The following is a 19,170-nucleotide window of genomic DNA, read 5'->3' as shown; positions in this document are numbered from 1 at the left end:
CGCAGCAACGCTGCGCCGGGCGCCATGAAAATCCCGTGACCCGAGGGCGCCCCATGCCTCATGTTCTTGTAACCGCGTGCAGCCTACGGTGGTCATATCCGCAAAGACAGGAGGAAATCCGATGATCATCGAAGAGATCATGACGCGGGACGTGACCACCATCCGTCCGGAGCAATCCCTGCTGGATGCCGCCGAGCTCATGCGCAGCCGCGATGTCGGCAGCCTGCCGGTGCACGAGAACGATCGCCTGATTGGCATGATCACCGACCGCGACATCGTGGTGCGCGGCCTCACCGACAACGACGTCGCCGGCAAGACCGTGCGCGATGTGATGTCCGAGGAGGTGATGTATTGCCGCGCCGGCGATCAGGTCGAATCGGTCGCCACCAACATGGCCGACCTGGAGATGCGCCGGTTGCCGGTGGTGGACGACCACAAGCGGCTGGTCGGCATCGTGTCGCTGGCGAACATGATGCATTCCAAGCGTTCGGCCGCGCAGACGATGGGGCGCGGTGTGGCGACGCCGCATTGAGGCCTGCCTGGAAGCAAGCCGGGCAAGCGGGCTGTCAATGGCGCAGGCCGCGCAGCACGCTTTCCAGGTCGAAGGCGAGGCCTTCCTGATCCGGGCCGGACGGTGCGAGTTCGGCCCGGGCCGCGGCGCGCATGAAATCGTCGCTGACGTTGTAGGCGCCGCCCACGGTTTCCACATGCGCGCCAAAACGATCATCCCGCGCGGCGCGGCCGAGCAGTTCGTTGAACGCCAGTACGCGCAGGATCAGCGAATTGCGTTGATCGAAGTCGAGATCCCAGCTTTCCACTTCATCGGCGAGACGGTCGCTGGCTTCTTCCACGTGTACACCCACGCCGGCGCCGTCCAGCGGCGCATGCAGGGCGGCCTGGAAGATCGCCAGGGCCTGGCCCAGCTGGTCCCCGCGGACGGGAGGAAAATGGAAATCGTCGTCATTCATCTCGGGCGCGCGTTCTGGATCACTGCATGCACCACCAGGCGCCCAGCACCAAGGCAAGCAGCGAGATCAGGGCGAACAGACTGAGGACGAAAAAACGGGTCGCGCGAAGAGAGCGGTGGGCCACGGGCAGTTCCTGTAACGGAAGCTGCACGGAGGCTCCGGGGACACGGCAGGGGGGACCGAGTGCGGATTCAGGTTAGCTCCTCCCGCGTTAATGCGGCGCATGCGCGACCTTCGGCCGCCCGGCGCGGGGGAATTTGACGCTTCCGCAGCACTCCCGGGAGCGGACACCAAAGCGTCATATTGGTTACCTAGGATGGCCCGAGGCAGGTATCGAACCTTGGGTCCAGAGAAGGTCAAACGCACCGGAAAGGTGACCCTTGCGCCTGCCCTGATCCTTTCGGGAGTACTGGCGATGGCTGCGGCTACGGCTTCGTTGGCGCAAGGACGCGTTGCGCCCTGCGACGTGAAGGAAGAACCGGTTCCCGAACGGTCGGCGTCGTCCTGCGCGGGCGGCGACTTCGTTTTCGACATCGGTCCGCAGCCATTGGATCGCGCCATCGAGGCCTTCGGCGATGCGACCGGCCAATCGGTCATTTACGACAGCAGCCTGACCGCCGGCGTGGTTTCCGCCGGCGTGCGCGGGCGTTTGGGCGCGGCCGACGCGCTCGCGCGGATCCTGCAGGGCAGCGGCCTGCGGACGCGCCAGGTGGGACAGGGCGCGCTGGTGCTGACGCGCGATCCGGAAGCCCCGGCGGTGCCCGCGCGCGATCCGGCCTGGTACTACGGCGAAATCCAGCATCGCCTGGGCGAAGCGTTCTGCCGACGAAGCGAACTGGCCGAAGGGCGGCATCGTCTTGCCCTGCAACTGTGGTTCGCCGCCGATGGCAGCGTCGCGCGTTCCCGCCTGCTGGAATCCACCGGCGACGCGGCGGTCGATGCGGCGGTGCGCGAGGCGATGGACGGTCTGGCGCTGGGAGCACCGGTGCCGGCGCAGGTGGCGCAGCCGTTCACCCTGCTGGTGCTGCCGCGCGCGGCCGGCTACGGGTGGGCCTGTCCGGCGCCCGGGACACGGCCATGAGCGCGGTGGAGGCGGCGGCGGGCCTGCAGCAGTTCCTGGTGCTGCGTTATCACGAACTCAAGCGGCGGCTGGTGCAACGTCTGGGATCGGACGAAGTGGCCAGCGACGCGCTGCAGGAAACCTGGGTGCGCCTGTCCACGCGGCGGGTGGCCGACACCGTGTCCGATCCCTGGCACTACGTTTTCCGGATGGCGGTGAACGCATCGATCGACCTGCATCGCTCCGCCAACCGGCAGCTCAGTGCGCGCGAGGTGGACGACTTGCTGGAACTGGCCGACCCGGCGCCCGGTCCGGCCGAGGCGGCGGCCTCGCAGGCCGAACTGGAAGCCCTGGTCCGGGTGATGCGGGAACTCCCGGAACGACGCCGCAACATTTTGCTGGCGGTGCGCGTGCAGCAGCTGACACAGCCGGAAGTGGCGCGCCGGATGGGCATTTCGCTGCGTCTGGTCGAACTGGAACTGCAGAAAGCCCAGGCCTACTGCGCGGCCCGGCTGGGCCGTTGACGCGCGCGGCGGGAAGCGCCCCGGATCACGCCGGGAAGGCCCGCCATGCGGGATTGGCCATCCAAATCGGTCTATTGTCTGACAGGCACCGTTGGCCATCCCGGCCAGGGCGGTCCGCCGGGTGCGGGCAAAGCGCGGCATGACATTCACGAACGACGACAAATCGAAAAAGCGGCTGCGGCATGAGGCGGATGCCTGGGTGCGATTGCTGGCGTCGGGCCGGGCAACCGACGAGGACGCGCGCGCATTGCAACGCTGGCGTGCGCAAGGACCGATGCACCGGGCCGCGTTCGAGGATGCCAAGCGGTTGTGGCGCGATTTCGGGCCGGCCGGCGAGCGCCTGATCGCGCAGGCGGCGGCCAACGCCGCGCGGCCGACGGGACCACGCATGAACCGGCGCGCCTTCCTCGGCGGCATGGCCGCGGCGGCGTCGGTGGCCGGCGTGGCGTTGCTGGCGGAACACCCGCTGCTGGGCGGCTGGACGCCGATATCGGAGTGGGGCGCGGATTACCGCACCGCCACCGGTGAACAGCGCACGGTGCGCCTGCGCGAGGATGTGGTGCTGGCGATGAACACGCAGACCAGCATCGAGGTGCAGCGCCAGGACGGCAGGATCGACGGGATGACGCTGCTGGCGGGCGAGGCGGCGATCGATGCGATGACCGCGACCGGCGGACTGTTCCGGATTTCGTCCGGTGCCGGAAAGATCACCGCGGAGCTGCCGGCCAGGCTGGAAGTGCGCCGCGTCGGCGAGCGCACCTGTGTCACCTGCCTGCGCGGCAGGGTGGCGGTGCAACTGGGCGACCAGCAGCGCACGCTGGCCGCGCGCTACCAGGTGGACTACGGCGAAGACGGACTGCAGGCGGTGCGCGCGATCGAGCCGGAACAGGTATCGGCCTGGCGCGACGGCGTCATCGTGTTCCGCAACACGCCGTTGCCGGACGCGATCAGCGAGATCAACCGCTACCGTCGCGGCCGGGTGATGCTGGTGGACAAGGCACTGGAAGGGCGGTCGGTCAGCGGGCGCTTCCCGATCACCCGGATGGATCTGGCGATCACGCAGATCCAGCAGGCCTTCTCGGCCCGCGTGACCACGCTGCCCGGCGATATCGTCCTGCTCGGTTGAGTCGGGTTGCGCCGAGCGCCATGCCGCTCCGTTCGCGCTGACGCGCCGGCAGGCGCATTCAGGAACCTTGACGTTCACCCTCGCGTGCACGTCGGACGCATCGGAGCTTTGCGGGTTCGTCCGACAACGAGCGTCGTGAAGAAGGAAAGCCATCGATGGCACACGCCATCGTCCCCCTCTCCACGGAGCGTCCCGCAGTGCCCAAGCAAGCGATTGCCCCTTCACGTCCCGCGTTCCGTACGCATCCGCTTTCGCGCGCGATCGGCCTGTTCCTGCTTGCCGGCGGTGGCATGGATGCCGCCCTGGCGCAACAGGCGTTCAGTTCCGCCTGGTTCGCCAACAAGGCCGCGGTGCAGGGCGCGGTGGGTTCCACCGGCCGCTTGCCCAACGGCGCGCCCGCGCCGCTGCGTCCGACCGGACCGCAGCAGCAATCCCAGGCCGCGCGTGACCGCCTGCAGCAGTCGATCAACAACCTGGGCGTCGCCGCGCAGGCCATCGCGCTGCGCCAGGCCTTGCAGCAGCAGGCGCGGCAGGCCGCGCTGGCGCGCCCATCCGACGTGCCCGATGGCCAGGGCGAGGGCGGCCTGAAGATCGACGAGGACGCGCTGACCCGCGGCTGGCACAACGCCAAGGATCCCACCCAGCAGGTGGCCGACGGAAAGACCACCGTCACCATCGAACAGACCGGCAGCAAGGCGATCCTCAACTGGGAAACCTTCAACGTCGGCCGCAACACCACGGTGAAGTACGACCAGCAGGCCGACTGGGCGGTGCTCAACCGGGTGAACGATCCGCTGGCGCGGCCTTCGCAGATCCAGGGACAGATCGAAGGCGCCGGCACGGTGCTGGTGCTCAATCGCAATGGCGTGGTGTTCGACGGCAGTTCGCAGGTCAACGTGCGCAACCTGGTCGCGGCGGCCGCGCACATGAGCGATACGCAGTTCCTCGGCAACGGGCTGTATGGCGCCAACGGCGCGCCGAGTTTCACCGATGCCGGCGGCGCGGTGAAGGTCGAGGCCGGTGCGCTGATCCGCACCCGCGAACCGCAATCGGTCACCCAGGGCGGTGGCTACGTGCTGCTGCTGGGGGGCGAGGTCGACAACGCCGGGCAGATCCTCACCCGCAAGGGGCAGACACAACTCGCCGCCGGTGACAGTTTCGTCATCCGCAAGGGCGCCGGCACCGAAGGCAACCAGGCATCGACCACGCGCGGAAATGAAGTCGCCGCCCTGCGCGACGCGGCCTCCACCCATACGGGCCGGGTCGTCAATACCGGCCTCATCCAAGCGCGCGAAGGCGATGTCACCCTGGCCGGCCACGAGGTGCGCCAGGAGGGCGTCGCGGTCGCGACCACCACCGTCAACGCGCGCGGCACCGTGCACCTGCTCAATTCGGCGGGCGACGCGGAAGGCTCGGTGACGCTGGGCGAAGGTGCGCTGACCGCGGTGCTGCTGGAGGACGATGGCAAGACCACGGCGCTGGACAGCCAGCGCGATGCGCTGATCGCCGAATCGGAAAAGCTGGACGCGCTGCGGATGCAGACCGACCCCGGCGCGTTCGACAACTATTCGCGGCTGTCGGATCGTCGCGATCAGTCGCGGGTGGAGATCGTCTCCGGCGGCGACGTGAACTTCGAGGGCGATTCGCTGACGCTCGCCACCGGCGGCCAGATCGCGGTCACCGCCGGCAATCGTGCCCAGGCCGATGCGGGCGCGCGACTGGACGTGTCCGGCGCGGTTGGCGTGAAGGTGGCGATGGAAAGCAACACCGTGCAGGTCAACGTGCAGGGCAACGAACTGCGCGACTCGCCGCACAACCGCGATGGCGGCAAGCTGCAGAACAGCACGATCTGGGTCGATCGCCGCGATCTGGTGCTGGTACCGGCCGGCACCGGCGGCTATGCCTCGGATCGCTGGTACGCCGCCGGCGGCCTGCTGGAGGTCAGCGGCTGGCTCAACAACCAGGGCCACGGCATCGGCGAGTGGGCCGCGCAGGGCGGCACGATCACCCTGGGCGGCAAGGAGGTGATCACCCGCGCCGGATCGCAGATCAACCTGTCCGGCGGCGCGCTGGACGTGCAGACCGGCTACGTGCAGCAGACCTGGCTGCGCGATGGTGACGGCCGCCTGCACACGCTGCAGGATGCGCCGACGGAGTTGATCTATGCCGGCGTCTACCAGGGCTACGAGGTGGATCACGAGCGCTGGGGCGTGCAGGACGCCTACCTCAATCCGATCATCGCGCCGCGCCAGCGGCTGGAGAACGGCTACACCGTCGGCCGCGACGCCGGCCGCCTGATCGTGGATGCGCCCACCGTCGTGCTCGAAGGCGATATCGAGGCCAAGGTGTTCGAGGGCGAGCGGCAGACCCGCGCGCGCGACGCCGTGGACGGCTACCGGCAGGCGCAGAGCGCGGTGGCGCGTTCCGGCGAACTGATCATCGGGCGGGTCAATGCGCGCGGGTTCGATGCGCCGCATGCCAGCCGGGTGGTGATCGGCGACTTCGACGATGTCGCGACGGGCGAGCCGGACGCCGCGCTGCCGGAGGAGCGCATCGGCACCGTGCTGCTGGACGCGGACCGGTTGAACCGCAGCGGCCTGGGCGGCCTGACCCTCACCAGCGCCGATGCCATCCACATCGATGCCGATCTGTCGCTGGCCGACGGCGGCGTGCTGGATCTGTCGGCGGCCGAAATCGCTATCAACGCCGATGTCACCGCCCGCAGCGGCAGCGTGAAGGCCGACAACGTGGTGGAGATGGCCACGGTTGCCGAGCCAGCGTCCACCTTCCTGTTGCGCGAGGACGGCAGCGCGGACTTCACCCTTGGCACCGGCGCGACCCTGGACCTGTCGGGAACCTGGCACAACGGCCTGCTCGACGGCGCCGGCGCGGTCTCGCTGGCGCATATCGACGGTGGTGCGCTGTCGGTGCGGATGGTGGCGGGCTCCATTCGCCTGGAACAGGACAGCCGCGTCGATCTGCGCTCGGGCGCGGCCCTGCATGGCGACGGCAAGCTGAGCGGCGGTCGTGGCGGCGATCTGAGCCTGATCGCCAATGACGATCGCGTCGCGACCATTCCCAACGGCGCGCTGGATCGGCCGGGGCGCGAACTGCGGCTGGATGGCGAGATCCTGGCGGCCGGCGTGTCTGGCGGCGGCACCCTGACCCTGCAGGCGCCCACGCCGGTGGTGTTCGGTACGGATGCGGTGCTGGAAAGCGGCGTGCTGGAACCGGGCACGCGCCTGCCGGCCGATGTGGTGCTGGGTGAAGCGGTGACGATCGGGATCGGCGGACGCCTGCCGGTCGATGCCTCCACATCGGTGACCACGGTGATTCCGGATCGGCCGTTGCCGGCGGTGACGGTGGATACCGGCACGCAACCGGAAGTGGTGCTGGCCGGCGAGTGGACAGTACCCGAGAACGTATGGGTGAACGTGGACGGCAACTGGCTGACCGGCGGCACCGTGCTGCCGGCCGGCACGCGTATGCAGTTCCTCGCCAACACGACGATTCCGGCGGGCACGGTGTTTCCTTCGTCGGTGTTCCCGCAGGGATTCGCGGTGTTTCCCTATGTGCTGACCATGCAGGCCGGCGAGATCGCGCCGGTCGCGGTGACCGTGCCGACGGGGCAACTGCTGCCGCGCGGTACCTGGTTCGACCAGTCGATCACTTTCGACCCCGCGCTGAAGCTCGACGCCGGATTGCTGCGCAGCGGTTTTGCCGACTATCGCATCGGCAGCCGCGCGGGGCTGGTGGTGTCGAAAGGCACGGAACTGGCCACGGAGATGCCGCTGCTGCGCCCGACGACCGACGCATTCCTTCGTTCCTCGGGCAGCGCGTTGTCCGCGGTGCTGGAGGCATGGACGCCGCCGGTGGTGGCGGAAGACCCGGCCGCGGGCAGGCTGCGCCTGCGTGCCGGCGCGGATCTGTCGCTGCACGGCGCTTCGCTGGAGGTCGGCGAAGGCGCGCATATCCGCGTCGATCCCGGCCATCGCGTGCGCCTGGCGGCCGCGCGTCAATTGGTGATGGACGGCGCCATTACAGCGCCCGGCGGGGAGATCTCACTGCTGAGCGCGCCCATCGGCGTGGTCGACAAGTTGGCGGCGGGCGGAACCGGCGTGTCGCTGTGGGTCGGCGAGAACGCCCTGCTCGATGCCGCGGGCCGTGCCTGGACCGCGCGTGACGCGGCGGGCCGTCGCTACGGCCTGGCCCAGGATGGCGGCGCCATCCGCATCGGTCTGGAGGAATACGGCATCGACGTGAAGGACGTCCCCGACACCTCGCGCGCGATGGTGGTGATCCGCGAGGGCGCGCGGCTCGATGCTTCCGGCGCGGCCGCCACGGTGGATCTGGCGGAAGGACTGCCGGTCCTCGCACGTCCGATCACGCTGGCCGGTGATGGCGGCCTGATCCAGTTGGGATCGCAGGCCGGCATCCTGGACGATGGCGAGTTGCGCGCGTCCGCCGGCGGCGCGGGCGCGGCCGGCGGTCAACTGAACCTCATTCTGGAAAACCGCGAAGGCAACGGGCACGAGGGCGTGCGAACGCTGACCGTGAGCCAGGCGCGGGTGCGCAGCGGGCTGGCCGACGATGCGATCGCGGGCGATGCGTTCGCGCCGGAGGACTACCTGGGTGCGCGCATCAGCGCCGAACAGATCGAAGCCGGCGGGTTCGGCACGCTGGATCTGTGGAGCCGCGACGTGATCTCCTTCGAGGGGGATGTCGATCTGGCGCTCAGCCAGCGCCTGGCCCTGCGCCGCGGGTTGTTGTCGGTGGCCGAAGGCACGCCCGAGGCACGGGTGACGCTGTCGGCGCCGCATGTACTGCTGGTGGGCAAGGTCGACATCCCGGTGACGGCACCGGATGTTCCCAAGCCGGGGCTGGTCAACACGATCGGCAGTGCGTATCGCGACTATTCTCCGGGATCGCGCAATGACGCGGCGCTGACCATCCAGGCGAACCTGATCGACGTGCGGGACGCGGTGCAGTTCGGTGGCGCCGGCCAGGTCTTCCTGGAAACCGCACCGAACAGCTGGACGCCGGTGGCCGTGGATCGCTTCGGTTTCGATCAGGTCAACCTGGTCAGCCAGGGCGATCTGCGTTTCGGCGATGGCCTGCTGTATACGGGCGGCGATCTGAACCTGACCGCGCGGCAGATCTATCCGACGACCCACGCCAATGCGGAGGTGGCGGCCGGCGTCAGTTTCGACAACACCGGCAAGCACTTCGATCCCGAGCGCACGCTGACCATCCGTGGCCTGGGCGATACGCCCGAAGCGCCCTTTTCGGTATTCGGATCGCTCGCCCTGCGCGCGGCCAACATCGATCAGGGAGGCGTGGTGCGCGCACCGCTGGGCCGCATCGTGTTCGGCGGGACACCGGATCCCGATACCTTCCTGGTCGACCAGCAGTTCCATGTCCTGCTGCGCGAGGGCAGCCTGACCTCCACCAGCGCGGCCGGCCTGCGCATGCCCTACGGCGGCACGGCGGATGGACTGCGCTACCTCTACAACGGCCAGGTGGTGGAATTCGATGACCTCGCCGCCCTGGATGGGGACGGCAGTGACAGCGCCAGCCGCGGGACGGTCGATGCGATCGAGCGCGGCGTGCTGATGGGGCAGGTGACGCTCACCGCGGAGGCCGGTTCGGTCATCGATGTGTCCGGAGGTGGCGAACTGACCGGCGCCGGCTTCTTCACCGGTCGCGGCGGATCGGTCGACATCCTGCGCACGCCGCTGGCCAATGCCAATCCGGCGAACGGCTTCAGCGATCCCGATGCCGAGGTGTACGCCATCGTGCCATCGATGCCGGGCCAGTATGCGCCGGTCTCGCCCGACGCCGGCGCGGGTGCGCCGCGGGTCGGCCAGCAGATCACTTTGACCGAAGCGGTCGGCGGACTGCCGGCCGGCACCTACACGTTGATGCCCTCGACCTATGCGCTGTTGCCGGGCGCGTTCCGGGTGGAACTGGCCGGAGGCGCGAGCCGCGAAGCCGCCGCGGTGACGATGCCGGGCGGAACCTTCCGCGCCAGCGCCTACCTGGGCATCGCCAACACAGACATCCGCGATGTCCTGCCGACCACGGTGACGCTGATGTCCGGCGAAACGGTGCGCCGGTTCTCGCAGTACAACGAAACCAGCTACGCCGATTTCGCCATCGCCGAGGCCGCGCGTTTCGGCACGCGCCGCCCGCGCCTGGAGCGCGACGCACAGAGCCTGCACCTGGACTTCGCCCGCGCCGTCGGTGAGGCGATGGATTTCAAGGGCCAGGTGCTGATGGCCGGCGAAGATGATGGCGCGGACGGCAACCTGTTCCTTACCTCGCTCGGCGCGCTGGAAATCAAGCAAGCCGGCCAGGCCGCGACCGAGGGTTTTTCTTCTGTCGACAGCGAGGATCTGGCCGGCATCCAGGCCGGCATCCTGACCGTGGGCGGCACGTTCTCGCTGGTCGAAGCCACGGCCGCTCCCAGCCAGGGCAGTTTCGCGCTGGGTCCCCGCGTGGTGTTCGAGAGCGGCAAGGGCACGGTGGCGGTGCGCGATGGCGCCCAGCTACGGGCGAGCCAGGTTTTCCTGACCAGCGGCGAGCAGGTGCTGGTGGAAGGCGGCGCGACGCTCGAAGCGCGCGCCGCCGACGGCCTGTTGCTGGATTCCAGTCGTGGCTACGTGTTCTCCGACAGCGCCAATGGCGAACAGGCCATCGGCGGCGCGGTGCTGGCGGTGTCCGCCGGCGACGTGCGCTTCACCCCGCCGACGGGCGCCAGCGCGGACGCGGGCATCAACCCCAACGCCATCCGCATCGGCGACGGCGCGGTGCTGCGGTCGCCGGGCACGCTGGCGTTCTCCACCAACGGCGAACTGGCGCTGGGCGATGCGGAATACAACGCGCGCTACTTCGCGCTCACCGCGCCGAGCCTGCACATCGGCACCGATGCCGCCTTCGCGCGGGCGGAGGAAGCCGGCGCGATCGGCGATGGCGTGCGCCTGTCGCAGACGCTGCTGGAGCGCCTGATACATCCGTCGGCTGGCCAGCAGGCGGTGGAACGGGTGTCGTTGAGCGCGGGCAATTCGATCAATCTGTTCGGCGAGGTCGATTTCGATCTCGGCCGCGCCAGTGGCGACGCGGACACCCAATTGTGGCTGGAAACACCGGCGCTGTATGGCTGGGGCGAGGCGGACGAAACCGCGCGGATCGCCGCCGGCACCGTGGTCTGGAATGGCCTGGCCTCGGGCCTGGGCACGCCGGCGAGCCCTTACGCCAGTGCGGCGCCCGGTGCGGTGCTGGCCGGCGGTGCGGGTACCGGTGCGGGCCGGCTGAGCATCGAGGCCGAGCGCATCGAATTCGGCTATGCGCCCTATGCGCGCGGCCAGGACCAGGTTGAACTGGATCGGCTGGCACTGGGTTTCGCCGGCGTGGATCTGCGCGCCACAGAACGCATCACCGCCAACCATCGCGGCACGCTGTCGGTGTACGCCAGCGGTACCGATGCCGACAGCTACGCCGGCGGCGACCTGCATCTGTCCACGCCGGTGTTGACCGGCGCGGCGGGCTCGTTCATGGCCTATCGCGCGGGTGGCGCGCTGACCGTGGACGCGCCGGACGGTGCGCCGGCCTACGATCGCGCGGACTTCAACGAACTGGGCGCGGAAGTGCGCCTGTCCGGCCAGCGCGTCAACGTCGATACCGCGGTGGCGCTGCCCAGCGGCCGGCTGGTGCTGGAAGCGGAGGACGGCATCGCGCTGGGCGAACGCTCCATGCTGGATCTGGCGGGCCGCACGCTGAACTTCTTCGACGCGCAGCGGCACAGCTGGGGCGGCGATCTGGTGATGGAGGCGGAGAACGGCGCGATCAGCCAGGCCGCCGGTTCGCGGATCGACGTGTCCGCGCAGGGCAACGACGCCGGCACGATCCGTATCACCGCCACCGGCGCGGAAGGCCGGGTGGCGCTGGATGGCCACCTGCTCGGCGGCAGCGATGATGCCCACCTGAGCGGCGGGGTCGATGTGCGTGCGCACGTGCTGCCGGATTTCGCCGGCCTGAACGCGCGCCTCAACACGGGCGGGTTCTTCGAGGCCCGTGGCTTCTCGATCGGTACCGGCGATCTGGTGATTGGTGACGAGGTGCGCGCCCGCCAGGTATCGATTGCCGCCAATGGCGGCAGCCTGACCGTGAACGGACGCATCGACGCCAGCGGCGCGCAACCGGGCGACATCCGCCTGGCCGCGCGCGATGACCTGGTGCTGGCATCGACGGCGATGCTCGATGCGCACGGCGCGCAGTTGCAGCTGGATGGCCATGGCGCGGTGATCGACGCGTCCAATCGTGGCCAGGTCGAACTCACCAGCGCGGTGGGCCGGGTGTCGCTGGAGGACGGCGCGCGGATTGACCTGAGCACGCCGGACGGCATCGCCCGCGGACAACTGGATATCAACGCGCCGCGGCTGGGCGCCGACGACGTGGCGGTGGATGCCGCGAGCGGCGTGGACATCCGTGGCGCGGCGAGCATCGCGGTCAATGCGTTCCTCGGATACGTCGCCGAGGACGGCACGGTGGACCAGGCGCGCCTGGACGCCATCCATGCCGACAGCGTGGCGTTCATCGATGCGGCGCTCGGCAATGAAGCGCTGGCGGCGCGCCTGCAGGGCCTGTCCAGCCATGGGGATGCGTTCCACCTGCGTCCCGGCGTGGAAATCCGCAGCGGGACCTCCGAGGGTGATCTGACGGTCACCGCCGATATCGATTTCTCCGGCTACCGCTACGGGCCGGATGCGGATCCCGCGTTGCGCGGCAGCGGCGAGCCCGGCGTGGTGGTGCTGCGCGCCGGCGGCGACCTGCAGGTCAACGGCAGCATCAGCGATGGTTTCGCGCCACCGCCGGTCACCCCGGACGACGATGGTTTCTCGCGACTGCGGATGCTGCTGGCCGGCGGGCAGGCGACGGAGGGCGAGATCAGCTTCGAAGCGCCGTTCAATCCCGACTTCGGTGATTTCTGGTTCCTGTTTCCTGGCGCCATGACCGGAGCGGACCTGCCTGTCGTGGAATCGGGCTGGGTCACCGACGGATTGGGCGCGTACTACGGGCCGGGTGATCAGATTCCCGGCATGCTTTACGGCACCATCACTCTCGGTGCCGGCACCCGCCTGACCGCGGTCGATCCGGTCAATGCCGACATCGCGTTGCAGGAACGGGTCGATCGCCGCAACTGGGCGGCGGCGCCGATGCTGGAAGCCGGCATGCAGTCCTGGTCGATGCGGCTGGTCGGTGGCGCGGATCTCGCCGCGGCCGACAGCCGCACGCTGGCCGCCGCCTCGCGACTGGGCGGACATGGCGACATCATCCTCGACGGACCGGGCAAGGTCGGTCCGTTGCGCCAGCAATCCGCGCTTTCGGTCATCCGCACCGGTACGGGCGATCTGGAGGTGCTGGCCGGCGGCGACTACGTGCAGAAATCCCTGTTCGGCGTGTACACCGCCGGTACCCAGGTCGCCGGTGCGGAGGCCTGGGATCAGGAGCGCGCGCGGCTGGCCGACGGCACCGTGCTGGGCTTCGGCAACGAAGCCTATGAGGCCACCCTGGCCGCACGCCGGATGTACTTCACCACCGATGGTGGCGATCTGCAGCTGTCCGCGCAGGGCGACGTGCGCGGTTTTACCGAGTACGGGCAGAACAGCGGTACCGGTATCGGCAGCTGGCTGTGGCGCCAGGGTGGGGAGGAACTGGGCCAGTCGACCGCATGGGGAATCAACTTCGGCCAGTATGTCTACAACCCGACAACGTTCATGCTGGAGTTCGCCGGATTCTCCGGAATCGGCACGCTCGGTGGCGGCAACGTCCGGGTAAGCGCGGGCGGGGACATGGGGGCAAGCGTGAGCCAGAATCCCGCCCAGATATGGACCAGCAACGAGGCGTTGGCCATCGTGGTGGGCGGCAGCGGCCGTTTCGACGCGCAGGGCAACCAGATGCAATCGGGAGGTGGCACTCTCAGTGTGAGTGCCGGTGGTCGTGTCAACACCGGGCTGCTCGATCCGAGCACGGTCGGGGGCTTCGGACGGACCGCCGGGCTGGTGGCGAATCTCCGCGGAGACACCCGCCTGCAGGCCGGTTCGATCGGACAGTCGTTGGTGAATGGCTATGGCGTCAACCGGCCTGGCGATCCCCGAGCGGTAGATGTGCAGATGCCGTCGGCCTACTTCGGCTATTCGTCGCTGGTCCTTGCCGTCGGCGACGGTCGGATGCAGGTGAAAACCCTGGGTGGCATGCAAGTGGCGACGGGCGTCGATTTCGGCCGCGTGGCACTCAATGGCGGGGCTACCCGGGTTCCGGGCGCAGAAGCGGGAACCGACAGTGCCATAAGCTCTTTCAGCCTGTGGACCGATCGCAGTGGCCTGGATCTGTTCACCGCCGGTGGCAATCTGCTCCAGTTCCAGTCGAGCATGCTGGGCGGCGGCACGACTCAATACGACGCTGGCCGCTTCGGCGCGACAGCGGCCGCTGGCTCGATCGTGCTGGAAAATCTGTTGCTGGCGCCATCGCGTGAGGGCCGTCTGGAACTGCTGGCGGATGAACATGTCATCGGCACGGCGGCGATGTCGAGCGCGTCCATGGACAGTATTGCGACGCCGGAAAGGCCCTTGTGGGTGCGAGGCGCACTCGAAGAGCTGGGCTCGGGCGTGGCGGGGGTCACCTCCAGCAACCTTGGCGCGGAGGTGGCGGACGTGGAGCTGATGGAGGGCAGCGCGGCCTACAACTGGCAGACAGGTGGGCGGTTGTTCGCATTCGCGCCGGACACGGCAAGTGATCTGCATGAAAGCCAAGCGCCATCCTTCCGGATCTACGCGCTGACCGGTGACATCGACGCCGACATTGGTCGCATATACCGGGATCTGTATGGAACCCGCACCTACTACCTTGCGGCCGGGCCCGTGCAACTGCGGGCCGGGCGGGACATCCTGGCCGGCAGCCATGTGCTGCTCAACAACGATGCCAACGACGTGTCGCTGGTGCGTGCGGGACGCGACATCCTCAACACCAGTTTCCGCATCGCCGGACCGGGCCTGCTGGACGTCGCGGCTGGACGCAATATCTATCAGACGTCCGTCGACGGTCCCGTCTCCAATCTGCCGGATCTGAATCTCGGCGTGTTCCGCAGCCTGGGCCCGGTGGTCGCCGGCGACGATCGGCCGGGCGCGGGCATCGTGCTGTCGGCGGGAATGGGGGCGAAGGGGCCGGACCTCGAAGGCTTCGCCGCGCGCTATCTGGATCCGGCCAACCTGGCCGACCCGGCACGGCCGTTGGCGGACCAGCCTGACAAGGTGGTCCGCACCTACGAACGCGAACTGGCCGAGTGGCTGCGCGAGCGCTTTGCCTACGAGGGCGACACCGGCGCCGCGCTGGCCTGGTTCCAGGCGCTGCCGGTGGAGCAGCGCGGCATCTTCCTGCGCCAGGTCTACTTCGAGGAACTGCGCCTGGCCGGACGTGAATACAACAACCCTGACAGCCGTCGTTTCCAGAGCTACCTGCGTGGCCGTGATGCGATTGCCAGCTTCCTGCCGGGCATGGCCGAAGGGGATGATCCGGGCAGCTACCAGGGTTCGATCGTTTTCAGCGAAGGCGCCGGCGCGCATACCGATTTCGGTGGTGGCATCCAGGTGCTGGCACCCGGAGGCGGGTTGACCCTGGGCGTGGATGGCGTCGCGCCGCCGCCCACCACCGGCCTGTTGACCCAGGGCAACGGCGACATCGAGGCGTTCACCCGCGACAGCGTGCTGCTGGGCCTGTCACGCGTGTTCACCACCTTCGGCGGCGGCATCACCCTGTGGTCGGCGCGCGGCGACATCAACGCCGGCCGCGGCGCCAAGACCACCGTGGTGTACACGCCACCCCGCGTGGTTTACGACGATCTCGGCAACGTCAGCCTGTCGCCGCAGGTGCCCAGTTCCGGCGCGGGCATCGCGACCCTGAATCCGATTCCGGAAGTGGCGCCGGGCGACATCGATCTGATCGCGCCGCTGGGCACCATCGATGCGGGTGAAGCCGGCATCCGCGTGTCCGGCAACGTCAACCTCGCCGCGTTGCGGGTGGTCAATGCCGACAACATCCAGGTGCAGGGCAAGGCGACCGGATTGCAGACCGCCGCGGCGGTGAACGTGGCGGCGCTCAGCACCGCCAGCGCGGCGGCGACCAATGCGGTGCAGGCCGCGCAGGACACCGTGCGCCGGCAGGCGCAGCAGTCGCGTCCCTCGATCATCAGCGTGCAGGTGCTCGGCTTCGGCGACAGCCCCAGCAGCAGCGCACCGTCTCCCCGGGTTTCTCCCGGCGCGGTGACGCAAACCGGCTACGACCCCGGCAACGCGTTCCAGGTGCTCGGCAACGGCGCGCTGGGCGAGGCGCAGCGCGCACGCCTGAACACCGCCGAGCGCAGCCGGCTGGATCAGCCCTAGCGATCAGTCCTGCATGGGCGTCAGGGACGATGCCCGCCGGACCGCGCAGGGGAAATACGCCGGAACGCGGACAAGATGCGGACAACACCACCCGGTGTCCGCGGGCGCATCGCAGCGAGACGCGGTGCATCGGACTTCATGGCAGAGGAGGCACATGCAGATGGACAGGCACGCACAGGGGGAATCATGAGTGACGCATTCGTGAGCGTTTACGAGTTCCGCAAGCGGCTCGAGCAGCACATGCTCCACGCCAGGCAGCCCATGGTGGTATCGCACGGCGGCATGCCGATTGGTTACTTCATTCCCGCCAAGGTCTGGCACGACCGCGCCACGGTCGAGGTATTCAACGAGCTCATCTCCGCCATCCTGGAGATGAGCGGATACGACGAAGCGGACGTCAAGGAGGCGATCGAGTCGTACACGTCGGCCAACGCGGAGATCACCCGCGAGCGGATGCTGCGCCATCTGGCGCGCGTGCATCCGGAAGCGATGCAGAAGACGGGAAACATTGCGAAACGGTGACGGTGGGTTCACCGGAACGACACCGTAGTTTCTTCGCGCGGGAACAATGCGGGCGCAGGCTTGAACCTGCCGCCCGTGGTCACGGGCGGACAGGCAACCGCGCACGATTCGATGCGCGGTTGTTTCCTTCCTCGCCATGGTGATCCTTCTCAAAAGGAGTTCTCGTTATGCGTCGTTCCAAGTTCCTGCGTGTTCGTCCGCTTGCCGTCGTCGCCTTCGCCGTGATGACCGTTGCCGGCTCCGCCGGTGCTGCCGATCTGTTTGGCGGCGGCGCCACCTTCCCGGTGCAGTCCTATGTGGGTGACAACTTCCTGACCACCGTCCCGGTTCGCGCGCGCCTGTCGCGCAACACCACCAACACGGTGGCCACCACGCCGATCGCCACCCTGACGCCGCCGGACACCCTGTTCGCCCGTTTCGCCTCGGGTACCGGCAACAAGATTTCCTACTGCCAGACCGGTAGCGGCACCGGCAAGACCGTGCTGATTGGCGTGGGTTCGGTGATCAACGCCAACGGCGAGTGCGGCAACTACCAGTCCGGCACCAGCCCGGCCGGTTTCAGCGGCACCGCCGCCGCGCCGAACTACATCGGTACCGATTCGCCGATCAGCCAGGCTGACGTGACCAGCTTCAACGGCGGCCCGCGCGCGGCGCGCGAGCTGTGGCAGATCCCGACGCTGGCCGGCGCCATCGCGCTGCCGAACCACTCGGCCCTGGGCTTCACCAACCTCACCACCGAGCAGGTGTGCCAGATCTTCTCGGCGCGCGTGACCAACTGGTCGAGCATCCCGGGCTCCGGTTCGACCGCGGCGATCCGCGTCGTGTACCGCGCGGACGGCAGCGGCACCAGCTTCGCCTTCACCAGCTATCTGGCGACCGCCTGCAATGGCAAGTTCAGCATCCCCGCCGGTTACTTCAAGCCCAACCAGAGCTTTGCCGCGGCGGTTCCGGCGGCTGGTTCGGCGGCGCCGTTGTATGCCGCCTCGGCGGCCGTGTCGGGCAACCCGGGCGTGGTGACCTCCGTCGTCTCCACCGCCGCGTCGATCGGTTACGCCGATTATCCGGAAGTGGACGCGCAGGGCGCCGAGTTCCCGACCGTCAACAGCGCCAGCCCGGCCGCGCTGCCGGCGTCCATCAGCATCTCGGCGCCGCTGTCCGGTCAGGTGCTCAATGCCAGCAACGCGCCGGTCGCGGTGACCGGCATGGCGAACCCGGCCTGCCTGCGCCTGATCAGCCCGAGCACGATCCCGGCCGGCGTGACCTATCCGATCCTGGCGTACACCTACCTGGCCGGCTATCGCAACACCAACGGCACCAGCACCACTGCGCTGCGCGATCTGCTGGGCTACTTCCTGGCGACCCAGGCCAACCGTCCCGCTCCGCCGGCCGGTTTCGCCTACCTGGATGGCAGCGCCACCTACCGCAGCTCGGTCCAGAACACGATCACCACCTGCGTCCTCTGATCCACGCAATCGAAAGACGCCGGTAAGCCGGCGTCCTTCCACACCGGCGGCGGGGAAGTATCCCCGCCGCTTCCATGAGCGGAACAGCATCGAGGAACCAACACATGCATACCAACAGCGTAAAGAGTGCGATCCGGAGAGCCACGATGGTGTTGTTGGCGCTGGCCGCCTGCCTGGTCGCAGGACAGGTGTTCGCACAGCAGAGTGATGATCCGGAACATTGCGGCACCATCACCCACTACCCGGGCGCGGTCACCGTGGTGGGCAAGGCGTGGGGCAACGCCACCCAGGGCGACTTCCGCATCTGCAGCACCACTTATCAGTGCGGTACCAATGCAAAGTCGGCCGAAGTGTTCGGCGTCGGCTACAGCAGTCACGCCGAGGGCGTGATCGCCACGGAGAACTACGCCGCCGCCAGCGACGGTACCGAAGCGATCCTCGCCAGCTGCGAGGCGATCAGCAAGGATCCGGGCAAGGTGCGTTCCTGCATGGCGCAGAAGCAGAGCTTCCAGCTGCCGACGTCGGTCGCCGAGCAGGCGAGCTGCACCGTGGCGGTGGGTGCTCCGGCCAAGGGATGGACCGCTGCCTCCGCCACCTGCTTCTGCGAAGGCTGATACGGAAAACAGGGATTCGTGCGGCGTACGGGAGGCAATCGGGATCCCGGCGCGCGCATCGGGATGAAACATGTCCGTGTGGCCCCGGCCGGTATCCGCCGCCCGGGGCTTTTTTGCGTGTTTCTCGCGGGAGCGCGAATGGCGGGTTTTCGCACGGCTGACGCCCTCGCGCGATCGCGGCCGAATATGACAGCACTGTCATAAAAATGTTTGCGGATCCCCGCGGCTGCATGCGTCTAGAAAACAGAGACGAGTGGAATGCGCGTCGTCGCATCCACCAGGGCCATTTCGCTTCGGGTGAACAAATCGATGGATGGATCAAGAGCAGCATCCGCGCTCGCGCGGATCGTATGCGTGCTGATGGTGGGCACCACCGCGCAGGCGCAGGACGCCCCGCCCGCGGCCGAGGCATCGGAGGCACCGCCCGCAGCCGAGGCACCGGAGGCGCCGAGCGCG

Annotated in this window: 10 protein-coding genes; 8 read left to right on the top strand and 2 right to left on the bottom strand. The window is 68.5% G+C overall.

Going from position 1 to position 19,170, the window contains the following annotated elements:
- Positions 1 to 121 precede the first annotated feature (121 nt).
- On the top strand, positions 122 to 532 hold the full coding sequence (locus IQ458_RS17220) for a CBS domain-containing protein (RefSeq protein ID WP_203323577.1): 411 nt from the start codon (positions 122 to 124) through the stop codon (positions 530 to 532).
- 34 nt (positions 533 to 566) lie between these two features.
- Here the strand turns inward: IQ458_RS17220 and IQ458_RS17215 are convergent, their stop codons facing one another.
- On the bottom strand, positions 567 to 968 hold the full coding sequence (locus IQ458_RS17215) for a hypothetical protein (protein ID WP_203323576.1): 402 nt from the start codon (positions 966 to 968) through the stop codon (positions 567 to 569).
- Positions 969 to 1,383: 415 nt separating this feature from the next.
- Between IQ458_RS17215 and IQ458_RS17210 the strand changes: the two genes are divergently transcribed.
- The 7 genes from IQ458_RS17210 to IQ458_RS17180 all read left to right on the top strand — a co-directional run bounded on the left by IQ458_RS17210 (position 1,384) and on the right by IQ458_RS17180 (position 18,714).
- Positions 1,384 to 2,049 (top strand): secretin and TonB N-terminal domain-containing protein, encoded by a 666-nt coding sequence (locus IQ458_RS17210; RefSeq protein ID WP_203323575.1) that lies wholly within the window; start codon positions 1,384 to 1,386, stop codon positions 2,047 to 2,049.
- Positions 2,046 to 2,552, top strand: a complete 507-nt coding sequence (locus tag IQ458_RS17205; protein WP_192199645.1) for an RNA polymerase sigma factor — start codon at positions 2,046 to 2,048, stop codon at positions 2,550 to 2,552. Before IQ458_RS17210 ends, IQ458_RS17205 begins: the two co-directional genes overlap by 4 nt.
- A 139-nt stretch (positions 2,553 to 2,691) precedes the next feature.
- Positions 2,692 to 3,678: a FecR family protein gene (locus tag IQ458_RS17200; protein ID WP_203323574.1), complete on the top strand. Its 987-nt coding sequence runs from the start codon at positions 2,692 to 2,694 to the stop codon at positions 3,676 to 3,678.
- Between the two features lie 197 nt (positions 3,679 to 3,875).
- Positions 3,876 to 16,115, top strand: coding sequence for a filamentous haemagglutinin family protein (locus IQ458_RS17195; protein WP_203323573.1), 12,240 nt, complete (start codon positions 3,876 to 3,878; stop codon positions 16,113 to 16,115).
- 186 nt (positions 16,116 to 16,301) lie between these two features.
- Complete coding sequence (locus tag IQ458_RS17190) at positions 16,302 to 16,637, top strand: hypothetical protein (protein WP_183645087.1); 336 nt, start codon at positions 16,302 to 16,304, stop codon at positions 16,635 to 16,637.
- Between the two features lie 167 nt (positions 16,638 to 16,804).
- Entirely contained in the window at positions 16,805 to 18,100 is a 1,296-nt protein-coding gene (locus IQ458_RS17185) for a PstS family phosphate ABC transporter substrate-binding protein (protein ID WP_203323572.1), read from the top strand.
- Between the two features lie 104 nt (positions 18,101 to 18,204).
- Positions 18,205 to 18,714: a hypothetical protein gene (locus tag IQ458_RS17180; protein ID WP_203323571.1), complete on the top strand. Its 510-nt coding sequence runs from the start codon at positions 18,205 to 18,207 to the stop codon at positions 18,712 to 18,714.
- Between the two features lie 236 nt (positions 18,715 to 18,950).
- Here the strand turns inward: IQ458_RS17180 and IQ458_RS17175 are convergent.
- Positions 18,951 to 19,170, bottom strand: a 220-nt coding sequence (locus IQ458_RS17175) for a hypothetical protein (protein WP_203323570.1), incomplete at its 5' end; no start/stop codon positions are given.

The organism is Pseudoxanthomonas beigongshangi, from assembly GCF_016820515.1.
In the GTDB taxonomy this organism is placed as follows: Bacteria; Pseudomonadota; Gammaproteobacteria; order Xanthomonadales; family Xanthomonadaceae; genus Pseudoxanthomonas_A; species Pseudoxanthomonas_A beigongshangi.
The sequence above is the reverse complement of the archived record's forward strand: the minus strand, read 5'-3'. Positions and strand labels throughout refer to the sequence as shown.

Bases quoted from the DNA above. Each gene is read 5' to 3' on its own strand.
- IQ458_RS17215 (WP_203323576.1), bottom strand. From the start codon at position 968: ATGAATGACGACGATTTCCATTTTCCTCCCGTCCGCGGGGACCAGCTG.
- IQ458_RS17205 (WP_192199645.1), top strand. From the start codon at position 2,046: ATGAGCGCGGTGGAGGCGGCGGCGGGCCTGCAGCAGTTCCTGGTGCTG.
- IQ458_RS17210 (WP_203323575.1), top strand. From the start codon at position 1,384: ATGGCTGCGGCTACGGCTTCGTTGGCGCAAGGACGCGTTGCGCCCTGC.
- IQ458_RS17180 (WP_203323571.1), top strand. From the start codon at position 18,205: ATGCATACCAACAGCGTAAAGAGTGCGATCCGGAGAGCCACGATGGTG.
- IQ458_RS17190 (WP_183645087.1), top strand. From the start codon at position 16,302: ATGAGTGACGCATTCGTGAGCGTTTACGAGTTCCGCAAGCGGCTCGAG.
- IQ458_RS17185 (WP_203323572.1), top strand. From the start codon at position 16,805: ATGCGTCGTTCCAAGTTCCTGCGTGTTCGTCCGCTTGCCGTCGTCGCC.
- IQ458_RS17200 (WP_203323574.1), top strand. From the start codon at position 2,692: ATGACATTCACGAACGACGACAAATCGAAAAAGCGGCTGCGGCATGAG.
- IQ458_RS17220 (WP_203323577.1), top strand. From the start codon at position 122: ATGATCATCGAAGAGATCATGACGCGGGACGTGACCACCATCCGTCCG.